Annotated in this window: 22 protein-coding genes; 13 read left to right on the forward strand and 9 right to left on the reverse strand. The window is 71.1% G+C overall.

Annotation, left to right across the window (positions count from 1 at the left end; genetic code table 11):
* Positions 1–11: 11 nt before the first annotated feature.
* Positions 12–878, reverse strand: coding sequence for a shikimate dehydrogenase family protein (locus OE229_RS05690; protein ID WP_262136887.1), 867 nt, complete (start codon positions 876–878; stop codon positions 12–14).
* Positions 879–936: 58 nt separating this feature from the next.
* On the opposite strand from OE229_RS05690, the gene OE229_RS05695 reads away from it, so the two are divergent.
* The gene (locus OE229_RS05695; RefSeq protein WP_262136888.1) at positions 937–1,944 is read left to right on the forward strand and encodes an iron-siderophore ABC transporter substrate-binding protein; all 1,008 of its coding nucleotides are present in this window, start codon (positions 937–939) and stop codon (positions 1,942–1,944) included.
* A gap of 114 nt (positions 1,945–2,058) precedes the next feature.
* Here the strand turns inward: OE229_RS05695 and OE229_RS05700 are convergent, their stop codons facing one another.
* Positions 2,059–2,463, reverse strand: coding sequence for a DUF1304 domain-containing protein (locus OE229_RS05700; RefSeq protein ID WP_182064669.1), 405 nt, complete (start codon positions 2,461–2,463; stop codon positions 2,059–2,061).
* A gap of 60 nt (positions 2,464–2,523) precedes the next feature.
* On the opposite strand from OE229_RS05700, the gene OE229_RS05705 reads away from it, so the two are divergent.
* Genes OE229_RS05705 through OE229_RS05715 form a run of 3 tightly spaced genes read left to right on the forward strand, consistent with a single transcriptional unit; the run spans position 2,524 to position 4,363 of the window.
* Positions 2,524–2,847, forward strand: coding sequence for a chorismate mutase (locus OE229_RS05705; RefSeq protein WP_071404383.1), 324 nt, complete (start codon positions 2,524–2,526; stop codon positions 2,845–2,847).
* Positions 2,844–3,932, forward strand: coding sequence for a lactonase family protein (locus OE229_RS05710; protein ID WP_262136889.1), 1,089 nt, complete (start codon positions 2,844–2,846; stop codon positions 3,930–3,932). The genes OE229_RS05705 and OE229_RS05710 overlap by 4 nt, the downstream gene beginning before the upstream one ends.
* Positions 3,933–3,934: 2 nt before the next feature.
* Positions 3,935–4,363 (forward strand): GNAT family N-acetyltransferase, encoded by a 429-nt coding sequence (locus OE229_RS05715; protein ID WP_262136891.1) that lies wholly within the window; start codon positions 3,935–3,937, stop codon positions 4,361–4,363.
* Between the two features lie 21 nt (positions 4,364–4,384).
* Here OE229_RS05715 and OE229_RS05720 read toward each other — a convergent pair whose 3' ends face one another.
* Genes OE229_RS05720 through purS form a run of 4 tightly spaced genes read right to left on the reverse strand, consistent with a single transcriptional unit; the run spans position 4,385 to position 8,670 of the window.
* Positions 4,385–5,305 (reverse strand): 2-hydroxyacid dehydrogenase, encoded by a 921-nt coding sequence (locus OE229_RS05720; RefSeq protein ID WP_182064672.1) that lies wholly within the window; start codon positions 5,303–5,305, stop codon positions 4,385–4,387.
* A gap of 13 nt (positions 5,306–5,318) precedes the next feature.
* A complete protein-coding gene (purL, locus tag OE229_RS05725) occupies positions 5,319–7,700 on the reverse strand; it encodes a phosphoribosylformylglycinamidine synthase subunit PurL (RefSeq protein ID WP_263345107.1) in 2,382 nt (793 codons plus the stop codon).
* Between the two features lie 17 nt (positions 7,701–7,717).
* On the reverse strand, positions 7,718–8,413 hold the full coding sequence (purQ, locus tag OE229_RS05730) for a phosphoribosylformylglycinamidine synthase subunit PurQ (protein WP_027465024.1): 696 nt from the start codon (positions 8,411–8,413) through the stop codon (positions 7,718–7,720).
* Between the two features lie 5 nt (positions 8,414–8,418).
* The gene (gene purS, locus OE229_RS05735; protein WP_017886272.1) at positions 8,419–8,670 is read right to left on the reverse strand and encodes a phosphoribosylformylglycinamidine synthase subunit PurS; all 252 of its coding nucleotides are present in this window, start codon (positions 8,668–8,670) and stop codon (positions 8,419–8,421) included.
* A gap of 178 nt (positions 8,671–8,848) precedes the next feature.
* Between purS and OE229_RS05740 the strand changes: the two genes are divergently transcribed.
* On the forward strand, positions 8,849–9,457 hold the full coding sequence (locus tag OE229_RS05740) for a PadR family transcriptional regulator (RefSeq protein WP_182064674.1): 609 nt from the start codon (positions 8,849–8,851) through the stop codon (positions 9,455–9,457).
* Positions 9,454–10,998, forward strand: a complete 1,545-nt coding sequence (locus OE229_RS05745; protein WP_259580402.1) for a DHA2 family efflux MFS transporter permease subunit — start codon at positions 9,454–9,456, stop codon at positions 10,996–10,998. The genes OE229_RS05740 and OE229_RS05745 overlap by 4 nt, the downstream gene beginning before the upstream one ends.
* A 94-nt stretch (positions 10,999–11,092) precedes the next feature.
* Here the strand turns inward: OE229_RS05745 and OE229_RS05750 are convergent, their stop codons facing one another.
* Together OE229_RS05750 and OE229_RS05755 are read right to left on the reverse strand one after the other, a co-directional pair.
* The gene (locus OE229_RS05750) at positions 11,093–11,914 is read right to left on the reverse strand and encodes a cytochrome c oxidase assembly protein (RefSeq protein WP_209133096.1); all 822 of its coding nucleotides are present in this window, start codon (positions 11,912–11,914) and stop codon (positions 11,093–11,095) included.
* Between the two features lie 165 nt (positions 11,915–12,079).
* A complete protein-coding gene (locus OE229_RS05755) occupies positions 12,080–13,393 on the reverse strand; it encodes an acyltransferase family protein (RefSeq protein WP_262136893.1) in 1,314 nt (437 codons plus the stop codon).
* 168 nt (positions 13,394–13,561) lie between these two features.
* On the opposite strand from OE229_RS05755, the gene OE229_RS05760 reads away from it, so the two are divergent.
* Entirely contained in the window at positions 13,562–14,026 is a 465-nt protein-coding gene (locus OE229_RS05760; RefSeq protein WP_262136894.1) for a Fur family transcriptional regulator, read from the forward strand.
* Between the two features lie 95 nt (positions 14,027–14,121).
* Positions 14,122–15,639 (forward strand): catalase, encoded by a 1,518-nt coding sequence (locus tag OE229_RS05765; protein WP_182064679.1) that lies wholly within the window; start codon positions 14,122–14,124, stop codon positions 15,637–15,639.
* A gap of 79 nt (positions 15,640–15,718) precedes the next feature.
* Here the strand turns inward: OE229_RS05765 and OE229_RS05770 are convergent, their stop codons facing one another.
* Positions 15,719–16,285, reverse strand: coding sequence for a GNAT family N-acetyltransferase (locus OE229_RS05770; RefSeq protein ID WP_262136897.1), 567 nt, complete (start codon positions 16,283–16,285; stop codon positions 15,719–15,721).
* Positions 16,286–16,389: 104 nt separating this feature from the next.
* Here OE229_RS05770 and OE229_RS05775 point away from each other — a divergent pair, with 104 nt between their 5' ends.
* The 5 genes from OE229_RS05775 to OE229_RS05795 are packed head-to-tail and all read left to right on the forward strand — an operon-like array spanning position 16,390 to position 20,005.
* Positions 16,390–16,674 (forward strand): hypothetical protein, encoded by a 285-nt coding sequence (locus OE229_RS05775; RefSeq protein WP_110858837.1) that lies wholly within the window; start codon positions 16,390–16,392, stop codon positions 16,672–16,674.
* Positions 16,675–16,717: 43 nt separating this feature from the next.
* Positions 16,718–17,272: a hypothetical protein gene (locus OE229_RS05780; protein WP_262136898.1), complete on the forward strand. Its 555-nt coding sequence runs from the start codon at positions 16,718–16,720 to the stop codon at positions 17,270–17,272.
* Between the two features lie 8 nt (positions 17,273–17,280).
* Complete coding sequence (locus OE229_RS05785) at positions 17,281–18,324, forward strand: peptidoglycan-binding domain-containing protein (RefSeq protein ID WP_262136899.1); 1,044 nt, start codon at positions 17,281–17,283, stop codon at positions 18,322–18,324.
* On the forward strand, positions 18,315–18,917 hold the full coding sequence (locus OE229_RS05790) for an ATP-binding cassette domain-containing protein (protein ID WP_262136901.1): 603 nt from the start codon (positions 18,315–18,317) through the stop codon (positions 18,915–18,917). The genes OE229_RS05785 and OE229_RS05790 overlap by 10 nt, the downstream gene beginning before the upstream one ends.
* Complete coding sequence (locus tag OE229_RS05795) at positions 18,914–20,005, forward strand: hypothetical protein (protein WP_182064684.1); 1,092 nt, start codon at positions 18,914–18,916, stop codon at positions 20,003–20,005. The genes OE229_RS05790 and OE229_RS05795 overlap by 4 nt, the downstream gene beginning before the upstream one ends.
* Positions 20,006–20,040: the final 35 nt, after the last annotated feature.

Consider the following 20,040-nt stretch of genomic DNA (forward strand, 5'->3'; position numbering starts at 1 on the left):
TGCCTCCGGGGCTAGCGGCCGATGACCGCCGGCAGGCCGACCGCGGTGCGCATCGCGCGGCGGACGCCGGCCTCGTCGGGGAGCAGCTCGTCCTCGTCACCGGTCAGGAAGAACCGGATCTGCCCGATCGCCTGCTCGGTGAGCATGTCGAGGCCGTTCAGCACGCGGCCCCCGGCCTCGGTCCACCGGCTGGCGACCGCGGTGGGCCACGGTTCGTAGGCGACGTCGAACAGCACGGCGTCGGGCCCCGACGGACGGAACTCGAGGGGATCGGCGGCACCACCCGGCAGCGTCGACAGGACGAAACCGTGGTGCGTGCCGGCGAGTTCGATCAGCGGGTGCACCTCGAGCGTCACACCGAGCCGGACGGCCAGGTCGACGAGCGCGTGCGTCTTCGCGGTGTCACGGGCGAACACCCGGACGAGCGACGCCCCGAGCCGGACGGCAGCGGTCAGTGCGCTCGCCGCGGTGGCTCCGCCGCCCAGGATCGTGGCCTCGCCGGGCAGGTGTCCGAGCGCCTCGACCGGGCGGACGAGCCCCTGCACGTCGGTGTTCGCGCCGGCTCGGACGATCGTCGAGCCCTCGTGGCGGAACGCGACCGTGTTGGCGACCCCGAGCTCGTCGACGAGCGGGGTGGTGCGGTCGAGCAGCGGCAGCACCTCGCGCTTGAGCGGCATCGTGAGGCTCAGCCCACGCCATTCCGGACCCAGCCCCGCGACGAACGCGGCGAGCTCGCCGGACGCGACCTCGTGCCTCCCGTACGTGAAGGGCAGGTCGAGCGCGTCGTAGGCCGCTGCGTGGAGCGTGGGGGAGAGCGAGTGCGCGATGGGGGAGCCGAGCACCGCGAGGTGCGTACGGCCTGGATCGGTGAACGCCACGGTCACCCAGCCTAGCCAGGCGTGTTCCTGAGCACTCCGTTAGGTTAGGCTACCCTTCGTGAACCGTTCTCCCTTGCGTCTCCGACGCGTGCTCGCCGCAGCCGGCGCCGTCGTCGCAGCGTCCCTCGTCCTCGCCGGCTGCGCGTCCGGCTCCGGCTCCTCGACCGACTCGGCGTCGTCGGGGTCGTCCGACGCCGCGTTCCCGGTCTCGATCACGACCGGCCTCGGCACCACCACCATCGAGTCGGCGCCCAAGCGCGTCGTCGCGCTCGGGTGGGGCGACGCCGAGACCGCGCTCGACCTCGGGGTCCAGCCGGTCGGCGCGAGCGACTGGCTCGCCTTCGGTGGCGACGGTGTCGGTCCGTGGCTCAAGGGTGCGTACGACGAGTCGCCGAAGATCATCCAGACGCTCGAGCCGAGTTACGAGGACATCCTCAAGCTCGACCCCGACGTGATCCTCGACGTGAAGTCCTCGGGTGACAAGGAGCGGTACGACAAGCTGTCCGCGATCGCGCCGACCGTGGCGATCCCGAAGGGCGGCGAGAACTACCTCGCCTCGACCGAGCAGCAGACGACCATGATCGCCAAGGCACTCGGCAAGGAGTCCGAGGGCAAGAAGCTGCTCTCGGGCCTCGACGACGCCTACGCCGCAGCACGCAAGGCGCACCCGGACTTCGAGGGCAAGACGGCCGTCGTCGGTGCCTACAGTTCCGAGGGCTTCGGGGCGTACGCCTCCACCGACAGCCGTTCGACCTTCATGCGGAACCTGGGCTTCGAGATCCCGAAGGCCATCGACGAGCAGGCCGGCAAGGAGTTCTCCGTGCACCTGTCCGACGAGAACCTCGACCTGCTCGACGCCGACCTGACGCTCATCCTGCCGATCTACGTCGACGCGTCGGAAGCGTCGTCGAACAAGCTGTTCCAGAAGGTGCCGTCGGTCGAGGCCGGGCACGCGATCGTCTTCGACGACAAGGACGTGTCGTCCGCGTTCTCGATGGGCACCACGGCTGCGATCGAGTGGGCGCTCGACAAGCTGCCGGCGCAGTTCGAGGAGAAGCTCGGCTAGAGCTGGTCGTTGCTGCTGGCCCGGTTCCGCCGGTCAGTACCGCGAAAGCGACAGGGTGCCACCGATGTCCGGTGGTACCCTGTCGCTTTCGCAGTTCGGGAGAGGAGCGGTGGGCTAGACGCCGACGGTGGAGCCCAGCAGCGCGAAGAGCAGCGCGATCAGGGGGAGCGTGCCCTGCTTGAAGGCGGAGTTGACGTACTTGCGACCCGTGCCGAGCAGGATCACCGCGGCACCGAGCATGCTCGCGGTCGAGAACACCACGAGGGTCCAGCCGCTCACGGTGTTGCCGGCGAGGACGAGCACGACGCCGAGGATCGCCCCGATCGCCAGGAACAGGTTGTAGAAGCCCTGGTTGAAGGCGAGCGAACGGGTCGCCACGGCTTCGGTCTCGGAAGCGATGCCGAAGATCCGGCGTGCCTGCGGACTGGTCCAGATGACCGATTCGAGGAAGAAGATGTACACGTGGACGAGGCCCGCGAGGACCGCGCAGACACCCGAGATCACCAGCAGGACCGACATGTGCACATTCTCGCAGCAGCGGGCCGGGTTCCGCTGCACGTCCGCCAGTAGGCTCGGACCATGAACGACGACGTCACCCTGCCCGAGGCCGACGCGAGCGCCGTCGCCGAACTGCGGAGCATCCGGCAGAGCATCGACAACATCGACGCCGCCGTGATCCACATGCTCGCGGAACGCTTCAAGTACACGCAGCGCGTGGGACACCTGAAGGCCGAGTCGGGCATGCCGGCCGCCGACCCGGACCGCGAACGGATCCAGGTCGCACGGCTCCGGTCGCTCGCCGCCGACTCCCACCTCGATCCCGCCTTCGCCGAGAAGTTCCTCAACTTCATCGTCGCCGAGGTCATCCACCACCACGAGCGCATCGCGGGCCGCGACGAATGAGCGCCGAGCTGCCGTCGCTGCTCATCGGGTCGTACACGGCGACCGGCGGCGGGAACGCCACGGGCATCTCGCTGGTCGACGCCGGACCGGTCGAAGCCGGTCCGGCGCCCCGGACCGTCGCGGTGCTCGACGACCCCTCGTTCCTGGCGGTCTCGGCTGACCGGGTCTACGCGGTCTCCGAGACGAACGACGGCGCAGTGTCGGCCTTCCGGCTGCAGAGCGGCGCACTCGAGCACCTGTGGGACGCCCCCGCCGGCGGAGACGCCCCGTGCCACGTGCGGGTCGACCCCTCGGGTGCGCTCGTCGTCACGAACTACGTCTCCGGCACGGTCACAGCGATCTCCCTCGCCCCGGCCGAGTCGCACGCCGCCTCGGTGACCGCCAGCGACGGCGTGGTACTGCACGCGGACGCCGACCAGCGCTCCGTGCCGGCCCAGGCCGTCGCGGTCGCCGTGCTGCCCGACGCGACCGGTCCCGACGAAGACCGCCAGGACGGCCCGCACGCCCACCAGTCGATCGCGACTCCGGACGGCACGGTGCTCGTCGCCGACCTCGGCGGCGACGCCCTGCACGAGTTCCGCGTGTCGGTGTCGGCCGACGGGGTCCCCGAGATCGAGGCGCTCCGCGTGCACCACGTGACACCCGGCGCCGGCCCGAGGCACATGGCCTGGATCGACGGTGACCTGCTCGTCGCCGGTGAACTCGACGGGCACGTGCACCGCCTGCGTCGCGACGACTCCGGCTCGTTCGTGACGATCGCCGCCGCGCCGACGTTCGACGGTGCCGTGGGGGAGTCGCTGCTCAGCCACATCGAGGTCGACGAGGCCGGCCGCGTGTACGTGGCGGTGCGCGGGCGGGACCTGCTCGTGGTGCTCGACGCGCGTGACGGCGGGCTCGTCGTCGTCGGGTCGGTCCCCTGCGGTGGGGTCTGGCCGCGGCACTTCGCTCGCGTGCCCGGGTTCGTCCTGGTGGCGAACCAGATGTCCGACGCCGTCGCCGTGCTGCCGCTCGACGCCGAGGGCGTGCCCGGCGAAGCCGTCGCGCAGATCCCGGTCGGCACCCCGACCTGCATCGTCCCGCTCTGACCGTGACCGCCGGGAAGGAACAGCCCGAGTACCGCATCATCGTCGGTGCACCGCCGCTCGAGGACTACCTGCGGCTGCGCCGGGACTCCGGTCTGTCCCCGAAGGACCCCGCCCAGGGTGCCGGAGCGATCGCGGGCAGCTGGTCGGCGTGCCACGTGGTGGACGAGCACGGCACGCCCGTCGCGATGGGTCGCACGATCGGCGACGGCGGGTGGTACTTCCACATCGCCGACATCGCCACCGATCCCGCACACCAGCGGCAGGGTCTCGGCCGTCGGGTCGTCGAGTGGTTGCTGGCGGACGTCCGCGACCGTGCACCTGCGGGCGCGTACGTCACGCTCGTCGGAGACCCACCGGGGCAGCGGCTCTACCGGTCCCTCGGCTTCGAGGACGTTGCGCCGAGCCTGGGGATGGCGCTGCGACTCGAGTGACGCCGCGGTTCCGCTCGCTCGTCAGAACTCGATCAGGTTCTCGAACGGGCGACCCTCGGCCAGCGCGGCGACCTGTTTGCGCATCAGCTCGATCGACCGCGGCACGCTCAGGTCGGTGTTGCCGCCGACGTGCGGGGTGAGCACGGTGTTCGGGGTCGTCCACAGCGGGTGTCCGGCGGGCAGGGGCTCCGGGTCGGTGACGTCGAGGGCCGCGAACAGCCGCTCCGACCGCAGCTCGGCGACCAGGGCGTCGGTGTCGACGACCTTGCCGCGCGCCACGTTCACCACGAGGGCGCCGTCCGGCAGCGCCGCGAGCAGCTCCGCGTCGACCAGGCGCTCGGTCTCGGCGGTGAGGGGGGCGATGAGCACGAGCACGTCGGTCGTCGGAGCCAGGTCGGGCAGCTCACCGAACGCGTGCACGTGCCGGCCGTCCTGCTCGCGAGCGGTCCGGGCGACCACGGTCACCTCGGTGCGGAACGCCTCGAACCGGGTGGCGATCGCGGACCCGATCGCCCCGTAGCCGACGACGGTCACCCGGCGGTCGGCGAGCGATCGGGTCTCGCGGGAGTCCCAGACGCCGTTCGCACGGTCGACCTGGAACGCCGAGATCTCGCGGAGTGACGTCAGCGCGAGGCCGACGGCGAGCTCGGCGGTCTCGTCGTCGTGGATGCCGCGACCGTTCGCCAGCTGCGCGTGTCCGGGCACGTGCGGGACGGCGTGCTCGTACCCGGCGCTCGGCAGCTGCAGCAGCTGGAGCTCGGGCAGGTCGTGCACGAACTGCCAGCGGTGCCGCCCCTCGAAGTAGAACGGCAGGAACGTGATCGCGACGTCGTCCGGGCGACCGTACGGCGACTCGACGTCCCAGACGTCCAGCTCGATGCCGTCCGGCACGGGGCCGAACCGGTCGACGAGCTCGGCGAAGGGCAGGGTGACGATCGGCATCGGCGACCCGGACCTAGGCGTCGGTGCGCGGCGAGAAGGCACCGTCGGAGTCGAGCGGCCCGCGGCCGACGTACCCCTCGGTGACGTCCTCGACGATCACGTTGCCGAAGCGGGCCGGCAGCGTCGCGGCGTGGGTGCCGCGCAGCTCGTCGACCGTGGCCTCGAACGCGCCCTGGACCTCGAGCGTGCTCGACGTCGCGTCGGTCACGCCGATGCGCAGCACCGGGAACCCCCGGCCGTCGCACATCCCCTGGAACCGCACGTCGTCCTCGCGGCGGACGGTCACGATGACGCGACCGGTCGACTCGGAGAACAGCGCCGTCGCGGTGTCGATGCCGTCGCGGGCCTCGAGCTCGTCGAGCACCACGCGGGCGCCGATGCCGAAGCGGAGCACGGACTCGGCGAGCGACTGGCCGAGGCCGCCGTCCGCCAGGTCGTGCGCGCTGGTGAGCAGCTGCTCGCCGGACGCCGCGTACAGCAGTTCGGCGAGGGCCTTCTCGCGCTCGAGGTCCACCGCCGGCGGACGCCCACCCAGGTGCCCGTGCACGGTGCCGGCCCACGCGGAGCCGTCGAGCTCGAGGCTCGTGGTGCCGAGCAGGTAGATGTTGTGGCCGTCGTCCTGCCACCCCGACGGCACGCGCTTGGCGACGTCGTCGATGATGCCGAGCACGCCGACGACGGGCGTCGGGTGGATCGGGGTCGTGCCGGTCTGGTTGTAGAACGACACGTTGCCGCCGGTGACCGGGATGCCGAGCTCCATGCAGCCGTCGGCCAGGCCCTCGACCGCCTCGGAGAACTGCCACATGACCTCGGGGTTCTCCGGAGAGCCGAAGTTCAGGCAGTCGGTGACGGCGGCGGGGACGGCACCGGTGACGGCGACGTTGCGGTACGCCTCGGCCAGGGCCAGGCGTGCACCCTGCTTCGGGTCGAGCTGGCAGTAACGACCGTTGGCGTCGGTCGCGATGGCGACACCGAGCCCCGTCTCCTCGTCGACGCGGATCATGCCGCCGTCGTCGGGGAAGGACAGCGCGGTGTTGCCGAGCACGTAGGTGTCGTACTGGTTCGTGACCCAGTTCTTCGACGCCAGGTTCGGCGAACCGAGCAGGCTGAGGAACTGTGCCTTCAGTGCGGGGCCGTCGGCCGGCCGGTCGAGCGAGGCGGCGGTGTCGGCCTGCAGCGCGTCGATCCAGGTCGGGTAGGCGACCGGGCGGTCGTAGACCGGGCCGTCGACGGCGACGGTGCGCGGGTCGACGTTCACGATCTCCTGCCCCTGCCAGTCGATGACGAGTCGGCCGGTGCCGGTGACCTCGCCCAGCACGCTGGTCTCGACCTCCCACTTGCCGACGACGCTCAGGAACTCGTCGAGCTTGTCGGGGCGGACGACCGCCATCATGCGCTCCTGGCTCTCCGACATCAGGATCTCTTCGGCGGTGAGCGTGGGGTCGCGGAGCAGGACGTCGTCGAGCGAGATGTGCATGCCGCCGTCACCGTTGCTCGCGAGCTCCGAGGTGGCGCAGGAGATGCCCGCGGCGCCGAGGTCCTGGATGCCCTCGACCAGGTCCTTCTGGAACAGCTCGAGGCAGCACTCGATCAGGACCTTCTCGGCGAAGGGGTCGCCGACCTGCACGGCCGGACGCTTCGTCGGGCCGCCCTCGGTGAAGGTGTCGGACGCCAGGATCGACGCGCCGCCGATGCCGTCGCCACCGGTACGGGCACCGAACAGGACGACCTTGTTGCCGGCGCCGGACGCGTTCGCCAGGTGCAGGTCCTCGTGGCGCAGGACGCCGACCGCGAGGGCGTTGACCAGCGGGTTGCCCTGGTACACCGGGTCGAAGTAGGTCTCGCCGCCGATGTTCGGCAGGCCGAGGCAGTTGCCGTAGAACGAGATGCCACCGACGACGCCGTGCACGACGCGTGCGGTGTCCTCGTGGTCGATCGCGCCGAAGCGGAGCTGGTCCATCACGGCGACGGGGCGCGCGCCCATCGAGATGATGTCGCGGACGATGCCGCCGACACCGGTGGCCGCGCCCTGGTACGGCTCGACGTAGGACGGGTGGTTGTGCGACTCGACCTTGAAGGTCACCGCCCAGCCGTTGCCGACGTCGACGACTCCGGCGTTCTCGCCCATGCCGACCATCAGGTTCTTCGTCATCTCCGGCGTGACCTTCTTGCCGAACTGACGGAGGTAGTTCTTCGAGGACTTGTAGGAGCAGTGCTCGCTCCACATCACCGAGTACATCGCCAGCTCGCCCGAGGTGGGGCGGCGTCCGAGGATCTCCTTGATGCGGGCGTACTCGTCCGGCTTCAGGCCCAGCGCGTCGTACGGCTGCTCCTTGTCGGGGGTGGCTGCCGCGTCCTGCACGGTGTCGGGCTTCGGGCGAACGGGTGTCGTCACGGTGTCGTTGTTCCCTGTCACTTGACGAGCGCGTGCTCGATCACGGAGGTGAAGAAGGTCAGGCCGTCGGTGCCCGAGGCCATCGCAGCGGGGGTGTCCGGGCCGAAGCCGGCCTCGGTCGCGTGCTCCGGGTGCGGCATGAGGCCGACGACGTTGCCGCGCTCGTTCGAGACGCCGGCGATGTCGTCGATGGAGCCGTTCGGGTTCACACCGACGTAGCGGAACACGACCTGGCCGTTGTCCTCGATGCGCTTGATGGTGTCGGCGTCCGCGACGAAGCGGCCGTCGGCGTTCTTCAGCGGGATGGTGATCTCCTGCTGGGCGCTGAAGCCGGAGGTCCAGGCGGTCGCGGTGGTCTCGACGCGGAGCTTCTGGTCGCGGCGGATGAACTGCTGGTGCGCATTGCGGGTGTGCGCTCCGGGGACCAGACGGGCCTCGGCCAACATCTGGAAACCGTTGCAGATGCCGAGCACGGGCATGCCCTTGCCGGCGGCGTCGATGACCTCGGCCATGATCGGGGCCTTCGCGGCGATCGCGCCGGCGCGCAGGTAGTCGCCGTACGAGAACCCACCGGGCAGCACGATGGCGTCGACGCCCTGCAGGTCGTGGTCCCCGTGCCACAGGGCGACGGGGTCGGCGCCGGCGAGACGGACGGCGCGCTGGGCGTCGCGGTCGTCGAGCGAGCCGGGGAACGTGATGACGCCGATGCGCATCCGGGTCACTGGCCTTCGACGGTCACGGACACGACGTCCTCGATGACCGCGTTCGAGAAGACGTCGGCTGCGATGTCACGGACCTCGGCGAGCTTGGCGTCGTCGACGGGGCCGTCGACGGTCACCTCGAAGCGCTTGCCGATGCGGACGTTGGTCAGGTCGGCTTTGCCGAGGCGGGCCAGGGCGTTGCCCACGGCCTTCCCCTGGGGGTCGAGGATCTCGGCCTTGGGCATGACCTCGACGACGATCGTTGGCACGTGTTCTCTCCAGCACTTCAGGGGTGGGGGGACGCGACCAGTCTACGGGGCGCGCGCGACACGCCGGGACGGCCACGGGCCTCCTGGCTGGCCGTTGCTGTGCGGTTGCTCATGCATGTTCCAATGCGTATATTCCACTTCGAATAGTCAACAACGAACAAGCGGACTGGAGGCACGTGTGCCGTCGCTCACGCCACTCGCGTTCGCCGCGCTCGGGCTCCTGGCCGAGGGGCCGACGCATCCCTACGAGATGTTCCAGACGATGACGCACCGCCGGGACGGCCGGAACGTCAAGGTCCGGCCCGGCACCCTGTACCACCAGGTCGGCCGCCTGGTGGAGCTCGGCCTCGCCGAGGTCGTGGGGACCGACCGGGCGGGCAACCGCCCGGAACGCACCACCTACGCGATCACGGACGACGGGTGGACGGCCCTGCACGACGGGCTCGTCCGGCTGATCGCCGAACCGGCCGAGGAGTACCCCGTCTTCCACCTGGCCGTCGCCGAGATCGAGAACCTGTCGGTCGACGAGGCCGAGTCCGCCCTCCGGGCACGGGCCGTCGCACTCCAGGCCCAGCGCGACGAGGCGGACGAGATCCTCGGGGTCGTCCGTGCCAAGGACCTGCCCGAGCGGTACTGGCTCGACGTGTCGTACGTGCGTGCCATCCTCACGACGCAGATCGAGTGGCTCGTCGCCACGGCCGACCGGATCGCCGCCGGCCACATCTCCTGGGACGCCCCCGCCGCGTCCGAAGACACCACCACGAACAGCAAGGAAACCACTCGATGACCACCGTCACGCCTCCGCGGACGACCGAGAAGAAGCCGTGGCCCGCCCTGTGGGCACTCGTCGTCGGGTTCTTCATGATCCTCGTCGACTCGACCATCGTGTCGGTCGCCACCCCCACCATCGCCCAGGAGCTCGACGCGGACATCAACTCCGTGATCTGGGTGACGAGCGCCTACCTGCTCGCCTACGCCGTGCCGCTGCTCATCACCGGCCGGCTCGGTGACCGCTTCGGCCCGAAGGTCATGTACCAGATCGGCCTCGTGGTCTTCACGCTCGCCAGCCTGTGGTGCGGCCTGGCCGGCTCGATCGAGGTGCTGATCGTCGCCCGCGTCGTGCAGGGTCTCGGCGCAGCGATGATGAGCCCGCAGACCATGTCGGTCATCACGCGCATCTTCCCGCCGCAGAACCGCGGCGCAGCGATGGGTCTCTGGGGCGCCGTCGCCGGTGTCGCGTCGCTCGTCGGCCCGATCGTGGGCGGCCTGCTCGTCGACGGCTTCGGCTGGGAGTGGATCTTCTTCGTGAACGTCCCCGTCGGTGTCGTCGCGTTCGTGCTCGCGCAGCGCTTCGTGCCGTCGTTCGACCGGCACGGGCACCGCTTCGACTACCTGGGCATCGTGCTGAGCGCGGTCGGCCTGTTCCTGCTCGTCTTCGGCATCCAGGAGGGCGAGACCTACGACTGGGGCACCATCACGGGCCCGATCTCGGTCTGGGCGCTCATCATCGTCGGCCTCGTCGTGCTCGCCGGGTTCGTCGTCTGGCAGGGCGTGCAGAAGGGTGAGCCGCTGCTGCCGCTCGGCCTGTTCCGCGACCGCAACTTCACCCTGGCCAACGTCGCCATCACGGCCGTCGGTGTCGCGATCGCGTCGTTCGCCCTGCCGATCATGCTGTGGGCCCAGGACGTCCTGCGCTTCTCGCCCACCCAGGCCGCGCTGCTCCTCGTGCCGCAGGCCGTGCTGTCGGCGGCACTGGCCCCGATCGTCGGCAAGAACCTGAACCGCTGGAACCCGCGCTGGGTCGCCGCGTTCGGCCTCGCCTGCTTCTCGGCCGGCCTGTTCTGGTTCGGCGCCCTGCTGTCGAGCGGTGCCGAGTGGGGCTGGGTGCTCCTGCCGAGCGCGCTCCTCGGTCTCGCCAACGCCTGCATGTGGGGACCGCTCTCCGTCTCGGCGACGCGCAACCTGCCGCCGAAGCTGGCCGGTGCCGGCTCGGGCGTCTACAACACCACCCGCCAGATCGGTGCGGTGCTCGGTTCGGCCGGCATCGCCGCCCTGATGGAGGCCCGGATCACCGCGAACTTCCCGGCGTCGTCCGGTGGGGCCTCGGCCGGTGGTGCGGAGCAGCAGGTCGGCGCACTGCCGGGCTTCCTGCTCGAGCCGTTCTCGAAGGCCATGGGTGAGTCGCTCTACCTGCCCGCGATCGTGCTCGTCGTGGCCATCGTCGCGGCGCTGTTCCTGGCGAAGCCGAAGCAGACCGTCGCGTGGCAGCAGACCGGCTCGGTGACCACGCAGCCCGACGCCGAGCCCGCCGGGGCCCCGTCGAAGTAGCGCACGAACGCACTTCGTGAGCAGCAATGGTCGGGTCGCCTTCGGGCGCCCGACCACTGCTGCTCACGAAGTGGAACGAGGGGCGTCCCGACGCTCAGCCGCGGCGCCGCAGGTGCGCTCGGGTCAGCTCGTCCATCTGTTCGTCGGTCAGGGCGTCGACGGCCCGGGCCTCGCGGCGGTCGGTCCGCTGCCACCGGATGAACAGGGCGACGAGCACGGGGATGTCCGCCACCTCGGCGATGAACCACAGCAGGTCGCCCGCCAGGTGCTGGTCCTGCAGCGGCGACGGGTACCAGGCCCGCCCGACCACCGGCACGAGGGACCCGTCGAGCACGTGGTTCGTGATCCGCAGCACGATGCCCGGGACCGCGTCGACGACCAGCTCGACGAACGCCAGCAGGAACTCGGCCGTGGCGAACGTCGACGAGACGAGCACGCCGACCTCGGACAGTGGCGCGAGCAGGCCGAACCCCAGCGCCGGCACGGCCACGGTGATGACAGCCGCCCATGCGGGGGACTCCCGGATCACCGCCGAGAACGGGGTGAGCAGGACGGCGAACAGCGCGAGCGCGACCAGCGGCGCGACGATCGCGTTGCCGAGCAGGCGCACCGGACGTGACCCCATGACCGCGTCGGCGACCTGCGCGAGGCGACCCGGGCCGCCGATCCGGAGCAGTGCGACGGGCGCACCGAGCGCGGCGAAGGTGGGGACCGCGAAGAACAGCAGGGCGGCCCGCAGGACGAAGGCCCAGCGCAACCGCTCGTCGTCGACGCCGACGATGCCGAACTGCAGGACGCCGAACAGCACGAGCGCCGTGGCGAAGGCGAGCGTGCGCCACCACGGCCAGCGGGCACCCCGCCGCGCCGCGCCGCCGACCCACCGGCAGTAGGCGACCGCGGCGACGACGAGGAGCACCGCCGCCAGGGGATCGAACCGCCAGGTGCTCCAGAACTCGGGTGTCGACGGCGTGGGGAGCCTCCTGGGGATCAGGCGGGCTCGTCCTCCGCGCCGCCGGAGCCATCCTCCGTCCGCCCGACGTCCGCCGGGGGTCCGGCTGGCCCCGGGACGGTGAGAACCGGTTCAGATCCGGGCGACCCCGCGTGCCGGGACGGTCCGCGACAGCAGCCAGACGCCCACCGGCACGGCCACTGCACCGACGAGCGCGACGCCGAACGACAGGTGCAGCTGCATCACGAGGAACGCCGGGCCGATCGTGCAGAAGGCGGCGAGCGCGACGACCGGCCACGACGGACGGTCGGCCGACGGCAACAGCCGGGGGAGCGGCCGGTCGAACCAGCGCAGAGCCCTGGCCACCCCGAGCGCGACGGCGAGCACCACCACGAGTGCGACGACCCGGGACGCCCACCACGGACCGGAACCCGGCGTCGGGAACGGCAGTCCGACGAGCAGGGCGACGCCGTTCAGCGCGATGAAGAGCGGCAGGTGCCACAGGTAGATGGTCATGCCGTCCCGGCCGAGCACGAACACTGCCCCGAGGGCGGCCCGGGTGCGCATCAGTCGGGAGAGCGGAGCGTGCACGAGCTGGACCAGGCAGGCCTGCGCGATCGCCAGGAACGCCAACGGGAGCATCGGCGGGTTGAGGTCCTGCAGCATGTCGGGTGCCCAGAGCCCGACCGAGGTCATCGGTACGAGCACGGCGTAGGCGGCGACGGCGATGCCCAGCAGGAGCACCTTCGACCGGCGAGCGAACCAGCCGTCGGCCCAGAGGAAGCCGAGCTGCTGCGCGAAGAGCCACACCGGCCCGAGGTTGAGCAGCCCGACCTCGGCGACACCGGTGGCCAGGCGGACGGCGTCGACCGCTCCGGCGAGCACGAGCAGCACGGCGAGGGTGGCCCAGGGTGCTCGTTCGTGCAGGCGCATCATCACGGGCACGCAGCACTGGGTGATGCCGTAGGCGGCCAGGAACCAGAGCGGCGAACCGATGCCGAACGCGACCTCGGCCAGGAGCTCCGGCGGCGTCCCCGCGGCCGTGGCGACCCCGAGCCCGAGCGCGAGGAACACGAACAGCGGCACCGCGGGCCGGAACAGCCGCACCAGTCGGGTGGCCAGGAAGTCGCGGGCGGGGCTCGGTGCGCCTCGGGCGACGGTGCTGCGCCAGCCGACGGCGCTCGCGAACCCGCCGACCACGAAGAACAGCGGCATCACCTGCCCGACCCAGGTGGCGGCGACGTACCAGGGGAGTTCCTGCAGCGGGCTCGTGACCCGCACCCCCTGGTCGTCGGCGGCGACGCCGACCATCGTGACGTGCACGATGACGACGAGGACGACGCAGGCCGTCCGGATGAGGTCGACGACCAGGTCCCGCTTCACGATGATCCCCCGGACGTCCTCGGTGCTGTTCGCCTGTTCAGGCAGACCCTGGCTCGTGGACATGTCCGGACGTTAGCGTGCGGATCGGTCGGTCCAGCGGCGTCCCAGCGGATCGCGACCGGATCGTGACACTTCGTATTCCGGTGGCGGCATGCGTCCTTCGATGGCCGGCAGCAGAAGCTCGTGTACAGTGAACACGTTGTCTTGATTCCTGCAAAAGAAAGGCTCAGCATGGACGCCGACGCCGATCTGCTCCGTTCCTCGGGGCTCCGGGTCACGACCCCGCGACTCGCGGTGCTCCGCGCGACCGACTCGATGCCGCACGCCACCGCGGACGACATCGTCACCGCGCTCGCCGTGGAGTTGCCGACCACGAGTCACCAGGCCGTCTACGGCGTGCTGAACGCCCTGACCGGCGTCGGGCTCGTCCGCCGCATCGAACCGGCTGGCAGCCCCGCGCGGTACGAGCGCCGCACCGGTGACAACCACCACCACATCGTCTGCACCCTGTGCGGCGCCATCGAGGACGTCGACTGTGCGGTCGGCCACTCGCCCTGCCTGACGCCGTCCGAGACCCACGGCTTCGCGGTCACCACCGCGGAGGTCACCTACTGGGGCATCTGCGAACGCTGCGCAGCGGCAGAGCGCGACGGTGCGGAGCACGACGACCCGGACGTCGCCCCCGCGCCCGCCTGACGGCGACCGCCCACCGCACCGGCCGCACGACGCGCCGGATCCCGAACCACCCGAGCACCCCTGACCGAACCAACGTCCCACCTCAAGGAGGAACCGTGTCCGACCAGAACACGCCGACCGGCACCCCGACCACCACGACCAACAGCGGCGCACCCGTCTCGAGCGACGAGCACTCGATGGGCGTCGGGGCCGACGGCCCCCTCGCGCTGCACGACCACTACCTGGTCGAGAAGCTCGCCCAGTTCAACCGCGAGCGTGTCCCGGAGCGGGTCGTGCACGCCAAGGGTGGCGGCGCCTTCGGTACCTTCACCGTCACGCAGGACGTCTCGCGCTTCACCCGAGCCGCGTTCCTGCAGCCCGGGCAGACCACCGAGATGCTCGCCCGGTTCTCGAGCGTCGCCGGTGAGCAGGGTTCCCCCGACACCTGGCGCGACCCCCGCGGCTTCGCGCTGAAGTTCTACACGACCGAGGGCAACTACGACCTGGTCGGCAACAACACCCCGGTGTTCTTCATCCGCGACGGCATCAAGTTCCCCGACTTCATCCGCTCGCAGAAGCGCCTGCCCGGTTCGCACCTGCGCGACCACGACATGCAGTGGGACTTCTGGACCCTGTCGCCCGAGTCGGCGCACCAGGTCACGTGGCTGATGGGCGACCGCGGCCTGCCGGCGAGCTGGCGCGAGATGGACGGTTTCGGCTCGCACACCTACCAGTGGATCAACGCCGAGGGCGAGCGCTTCTGGGTGAAGTACCACTTCATCACCGAGCAGGGCCACAAGACCCTGACGCAGGAGGACGCCGACCGCATCGCCGGCGAGGACGCGGACTTCCACATCCGCGACCTGCACGCCGCGATCGAGCGTCAGGACTTCCCGCGGTGGACCCTCAAGGTGCAGGTCATGCCCTACGAGGACGCCGCGACCTACCGCTTCAACCCGTTCGACCTGACGAAGGTGTGGCCGCACGCGGACTACCCCCTCATCGAGGTCGGCACGATGGAGCTCAACCGCAACCCGGAGAACTACTTCGCGCAGATCGAGCAGGCGACGTTCGCCCCCTCGAACTTCGTGCCCGGCATCGCGGCGAGCCCTGACAAGATGCTCCTGGCGCGCATCTTCAGCTACGCGGACGCCCACCGCTACCGTGTCGGCACGAACCACGCCCAGCTGCCGGTGAACGCCCCGAAGAACGAGGTCCACTCGTACTCGAAGGACGGCGGCATGCGCTTCGACTTCCAGAAGTCCGAGGTGCCGGTGTACGCGCCGAACTCGCTCGGTGGTGCGCACGCCGACCCGAACGCGACCGACGACGCCCCGGGCTGGGAGTCCGACGGTGCGCTGCAGCGTTCCGCCGCGACCCTGCACCCGGAGGACGACGACTTCGGCCAGGCCGGCACGCTCGTCCGTGAGGTCCTGGACGACGCCGCCCGTGAGCGCCTGGTCGGCAACATCGCCGGCCACGTCTCGAAGGTGACGCGCGACGACCTGCGCGAGCGCGTGTTCGCCTACTGGACGAACGTCGACGCCGACCTGGGTGCGCGCGTGCGCGCCGCGGTCACGCCGAGCGCGCCGGGCTCCAACGAGGACCCGGAGAAGGTCGCGGTCGAGGCGTAAGCCCCGCTCCACCACCTGACGGACGGGAGGCCCGGTACCAGCTGGTACCGGGCCTCCCGTCCGTCGGTCTGAAGCGGTTCTAGACCTGCTGGCCGTTCAGCCAGATCGGCCCAGCGGGCCAGTCCTCGAGCTGCGCTGCCACCGGCAGCGCCATCCAGCCGCCCTGCTCGGTGTTGCTGACGCCCGCGCCCTCGGCCGTGAACGCCGAGAAGGTGCCGACGGCCTCGGGGAACTCGTGCCATCCGAGCTTCGAGTAGAACGGGATGCGGTCCTCGCCCGCGCCGAGGAACCCGAAGGGGACGCGGAGTCCCTCGAGGACCGCCGCGGTCCGGGTCATCAGCTCGCGGCCGACGCCGGTGCCCTGCAGGCGGGGTGCGACGGCCACCAGGCCGGTGTCGCCGACCAGGACGTCCTGCCCGCCGACGGAGATGTACATGCGGCGGATGCCGACGTGGGCCAGGACGACCCCGTCGGCGTCGTGCGCGAGCACCCGGCGTTCCGGCTGCATGCCGGACCAGCTCCGGCCGCCCACGTACCAGTGCGACCAGTCGGGGAAGGCCTGCCCGAGCAGCGCTGCGATCGCTTCGTGGTCGGGGAGCGACAGCGTGCTCTCCTCGACCACCTCCCACCGGATGTCGTCACTCACGCGTCCATCCTGCACGGATGTGGTGACGGTCGTTGCGTTCTCTCACTGGCCGGTAATACGTTAACGGTGACATCTGGGTGATGTCACCAACGAAGGGGAGATCGATGTCGATCAAGAACGTCGTACTGGGTGCGGTCGTGCTGGGGAGTGTCGTGGGCGGCGGGATCGCGGTCGACACCGTGACGGCGCCGGAGGCGAGTGCTGCGACGTGCTGGCGGAAGGTGACGCAGAGCACGGGCTTCAACGAGTCGGGGTGTGGTCGCGCTCAGCACTTCAACCGTCTGCGGAGCGGGACGATGAAGTGGGGGAACGTGGTCGGTGGCAACAAGTGGTCCTACCAGGCTGCCTGCTGGACCAACATCGCCCAGTACGGCATGACCCGGGCCTGACGCGGTGATCCGGAACCGTGCGCGGGGAGCAACGGTCGTCGGGGTGATCGCCGCCGCGGCACTCGCTGGCTGCGCCTCCGCAGATGCTGCCCCCCGGGTCGTCGATCCGTCAGGCTTCTCCGACGCTGGGCCGTGGGCGGATGAGTTCGCGGAATCAGCCGCCGACACCAGCCCGTACCAGCGGCAGATCCTCTCGGACGGAACGATCTCGGCGCGGGAGGTCGCAGATGCGCAGGCCCGCATGAGCGCATGCATGCGAGATCTCGGCTACGACTACACCACAGCGGAGGACGGCACGTCCGAAGCGTCGCCGCTCCCCGGGCGGAAGGCTGAAGACGCCACGGCCATGAACGATTCGAAGTCGAAGTTCGCGAAGGACTTCGACAGCGACGTGACCTACCTGTTCAACGAGGTCTGGCGGAACCCGGAGAAGCAGGACGAGGCAACGATCACTGTCGCGTGCCTCCGTGCTGCGAAACTCGTCGACGACACGTACACCGAACGTGACTGGCGTGATCAGAACGACGACGGGAACTTCTCCTTCTCGCCGTGGGATCCCGCAGCCGTCCAGTGTCGGCTGGACCCCCTCGGCCTCTAGCGGCGCTGATGCGCTTCCCGTCTGCCGCACTCCTGGCGCTCGGGGCGATGGTGGTCGCGGCGGCGACGGCCGCCGCCATCGTGGTCGTTGTGCCGGCCGAGGTCCCGGCGGCACTCCGGACGGCGGCCCCCGCGAGCACCGTCCGGGTGACCGAACGCACCGATGCCGACGAACGACAGGTGCAGCTCGCACTCGACACCGGTGCCCAACGGGCGGTCGTGACGTCGCGGACCGGCACGGTGACGACGTCGACGTGCTCGACCGGGGCACCCGTGCGGAGCGGGGACGTCTTCGCGCAGGTCGACGGGCGGCCGGTGATCGCGCTCGCCAGTGACGAGCCGCTGTGGCGCGACCTCGAGCTCGGCGACAGCGGGGCCGACGTCACGGGGTTGCAGCGGGAACTCACGCGCCTCGGTGCCGGATTGAGCACCGACGGCGTCCTCGGCCCGGGCACGCTCCGCGCTGCGCAGCAGTTCCTGGTCGACCGAGGTGTCGACCGCGACGACCTGCCCGACGACGTCGTGCTGCGGGACCCGTTCGCATGGGTGCCAGCCGCCGAGAACATCGTCCTGGCGTGCGTGGCCGTCGTCGGGGCAGCGGTCGGCGCTGACGGTGTCCTCGTCGAACTCCCGGCCGAACTCCGCGGTGCGCGCATCGAGGCGCTCCCGGTCGATCCGGCGCCGGGGGAGCGCGTGCTGCGGATCGGGAATGCCGACGTCCCGATCGACACCGCAGGGGTGGTCTCCGCGCCGACGGACCTCGCTGCTATCACCGCCCTGCCGGAGTACGCGGCGACGGTCGCTTCGGCGGACGGCGCACCGACGGTGGCCGCGACCTGGACGCTCAGCCGCCCACGAACCGTCCAGGTGGTGCCACCGACGGCCCTCTGGGACCTCGTGGGCGCGCAGGCATGCGTGCAACCGACGACGGGGCGGTCACTCCGGGTCGAGGTGCTCGGATCGGAACTCGGGCAGTCGTTCGTCCGGGTGCCCGGCGGACGAACGCTCGACCGGATCCGTGCTGCGCCGGACCGGTCCAGCTCGTGTCGGTGACGCTCGAGGGCGTCGGGCACGTCTGGCCGAACGGCACCGTGCTGTTCGACCGCGTCGACCGCACCTTCGCCGAGGGGACCGTGACCGCGGTCGTCGGGCCGAGCGGTTCCGGCAAGTCGACGCTGCTCGCGATCCTCGCCGGGATGCTCCGTCCGACGCGCGGTGCCGCCGTCCGTCCGCCGGGCTGTCGGCCGCTCTGGGTCTTCCAGAACCCGCACGGGGTGGCCCGCCGCCGAGTGCTCGACCACGTCGCGTTGCCGTTCGTCGCCCAGGGCGCGGATCGTCGGACCGCGGACGTCCGCGCGCTCGGGGTCCTCGAGCGCTTCGGGCTCGGTTCGCGGGCGCACGCGCGATTCGCCGAACTGTCCGGTGGTGAGGCGCAACGCCTGATGCTCGCGCGCACCATCGCCAGCGCGCCGGGTCTGATGCTGGTCGACGAGCCGACGGCGCAACTCGACCGAGCGGCCGCGATCGAGGTGAACCGTGGGATCGGTGCGCTCGCCGCGTCGGGGACGGTCGTCGTCGTCGCCACGCACGACGACGCGAGCCGTGACGCCTGCGACGGAGTGCTCGACCTCGGGCGGTACCGATGAGCCCTCGCCGGATGCAGGTGACCGAGGTCTGGCGGGAGGCGTGGCGCGACATCGCTTCCGGAGCCTCGTGGGCAGCGACGTCCGCTGTCGTCCTCGCGGTGCTGCTCGGCGGTGTCGTGGGCCTGCGCGCCGTAGCGGTCGCCGATGACGTCCGAGCGGCTGCGGTGTTCGTCGCGAGCGGCGCGGCGACGACCGTCCAGCGGGCCGAGGGCCGGATCGACGGCCGCGTGTGCGATGCGCTCGTGGATACCGAAGGGGTCATCGCGTCTGGTGCGTTCCGGCGCCTCGACGCCGCCGTCGTCCCCGCCGCGCTGCCGGGCTCGGCGATCCCGACCTACGAGGTGACCGCCGGGGTGCGTGGTCTGCTCGGCGGCTCCGATGCCGACGGCACCGCGGGAGTGATCGTCTCGCCCACGGTGCACGAGACCCTGGGTCTTGCTGCCGGCGATCGCCTCGTGACGGCGGGCGGTGCGGGCACCGGAGTCGCCGGCGTGTACGACTACCCCGACGACGGCCGGGACCCCGACCTGGAGTACGCGGTCCTCGCGCCGACGGTCGACGACGGGTCGCCGTTCGACGCCTGCTGGGCGACGGTGTGGCCGCAGCGCGACGACACGGTCTCGATGCTCCGGCGCACCGTCCTGCCGGCGAGCGGGGCCGAGGGCGAAGACCGACCGACCGCCGGGCAGCTCAACCCGACGCTGGGCGCGGTCTTCACGCCCGCGGCGCGGCAGCCAGTGCTCGTCCCGTTCGGTGCAGCGGCCCTCGTGGGGCTGACGATCGGCGGGGCAGCGGTCGCACGGCGTCGGCTCGCCCTGGCCTCCGATCGGCACGTCGGGGTACCGCGGAGTGCGCAGGTCCTCGGCGTCGTCCTGCAGCACCTGGTCTGGGCATCGGTCGGGGCTGTGGTCGCGACGAGCGTCGCGGTGGTGTCGGTGCGTGGCCTCGAGGTCGACGATGCGCTGCCGATCGTGCGCGAGGCAATCGCGATCGCGTCCCTCGGGCTCGCCGGCGCGCTGCTCGGTGGGGCGCTCGCCGCGGCCGCGATCCGCGAGCGCGCGCTCCACCGCTACTTCCGCTCCCGCTGACCGCGGCCGGAGGGGCGGACACGCACCGGGCCTCC

The organism is Curtobacterium poinsettiae, from assembly GCF_025677645.1.
GTDB classification, from domain to species: Bacteria; Actinomycetota; Actinomycetes; order Actinomycetales; family Microbacteriaceae; genus Curtobacterium; species Curtobacterium poinsettiae_A.

Excerpts from the sequence above, each read along its gene's own strand:
- OE229_RS05700 (WP_182064669.1), bottom strand. The coding sequence starts at position 2,463 with ATGTCGGTCCTGCTGGTGATCTCGGGTGTCTGCGCGGTCCTCGCGGGC.
- OE229_RS05760 (WP_262136894.1), top strand. The coding sequence starts at position 13,562 with ATGGACGCCGACGCCGATCTGCTCCGTTCCTCGGGGCTCCGGGTCACG.
- OE229_RS05795 (WP_182064684.1), top strand. The coding sequence starts at position 18,914 with ATGAGCCCTCGCCGGATGCAGGTGACCGAGGTCTGGCGGGAGGCGTGG.
- OE229_RS05755 (WP_262136893.1), bottom strand. The coding sequence starts at position 13,393 with ATGTCCACGAGCCAGGGTCTGCCTGAACAGGCGAACAGCACCGAGGAC.
- OE229_RS05785 (WP_262136899.1), top strand. The coding sequence starts at position 17,281 with ATGCGCTTCCCGTCTGCCGCACTCCTGGCGCTCGGGGCGATGGTGGTC.
- OE229_RS05705 (WP_071404383.1), top strand. The coding sequence starts at position 2,524 with ATGAACGACGACGTCACCCTGCCCGAGGCCGACGCGAGCGCCGTCGCC.
- purQ (WP_027465024.1), bottom strand. The coding sequence starts at position 8,413 with ATGCGCATCGGCGTCATCACGTTCCCCGGCTCGCTCGACGACCGCGAC.
- OE229_RS05710 (WP_262136889.1), top strand. The coding sequence starts at position 2,844 with ATGAGCGCCGAGCTGCCGTCGCTGCTCATCGGGTCGTACACGGCGACC.
- OE229_RS05745 (WP_259580402.1), top strand. The coding sequence starts at position 9,454 with ATGACCACCGTCACGCCTCCGCGGACGACCGAGAAGAAGCCGTGGCCC.
- OE229_RS05720 (WP_182064672.1), bottom strand. The coding sequence starts at position 5,305 with ATGCCGATCGTCACCCTGCCCTTCGCCGAGCTCGTCGACCGGTTCGGC.
- OE229_RS05775 (WP_110858837.1), top strand. The coding sequence starts at position 16,390 with ATGTCGATCAAGAACGTCGTACTGGGTGCGGTCGTGCTGGGGAGTGTC.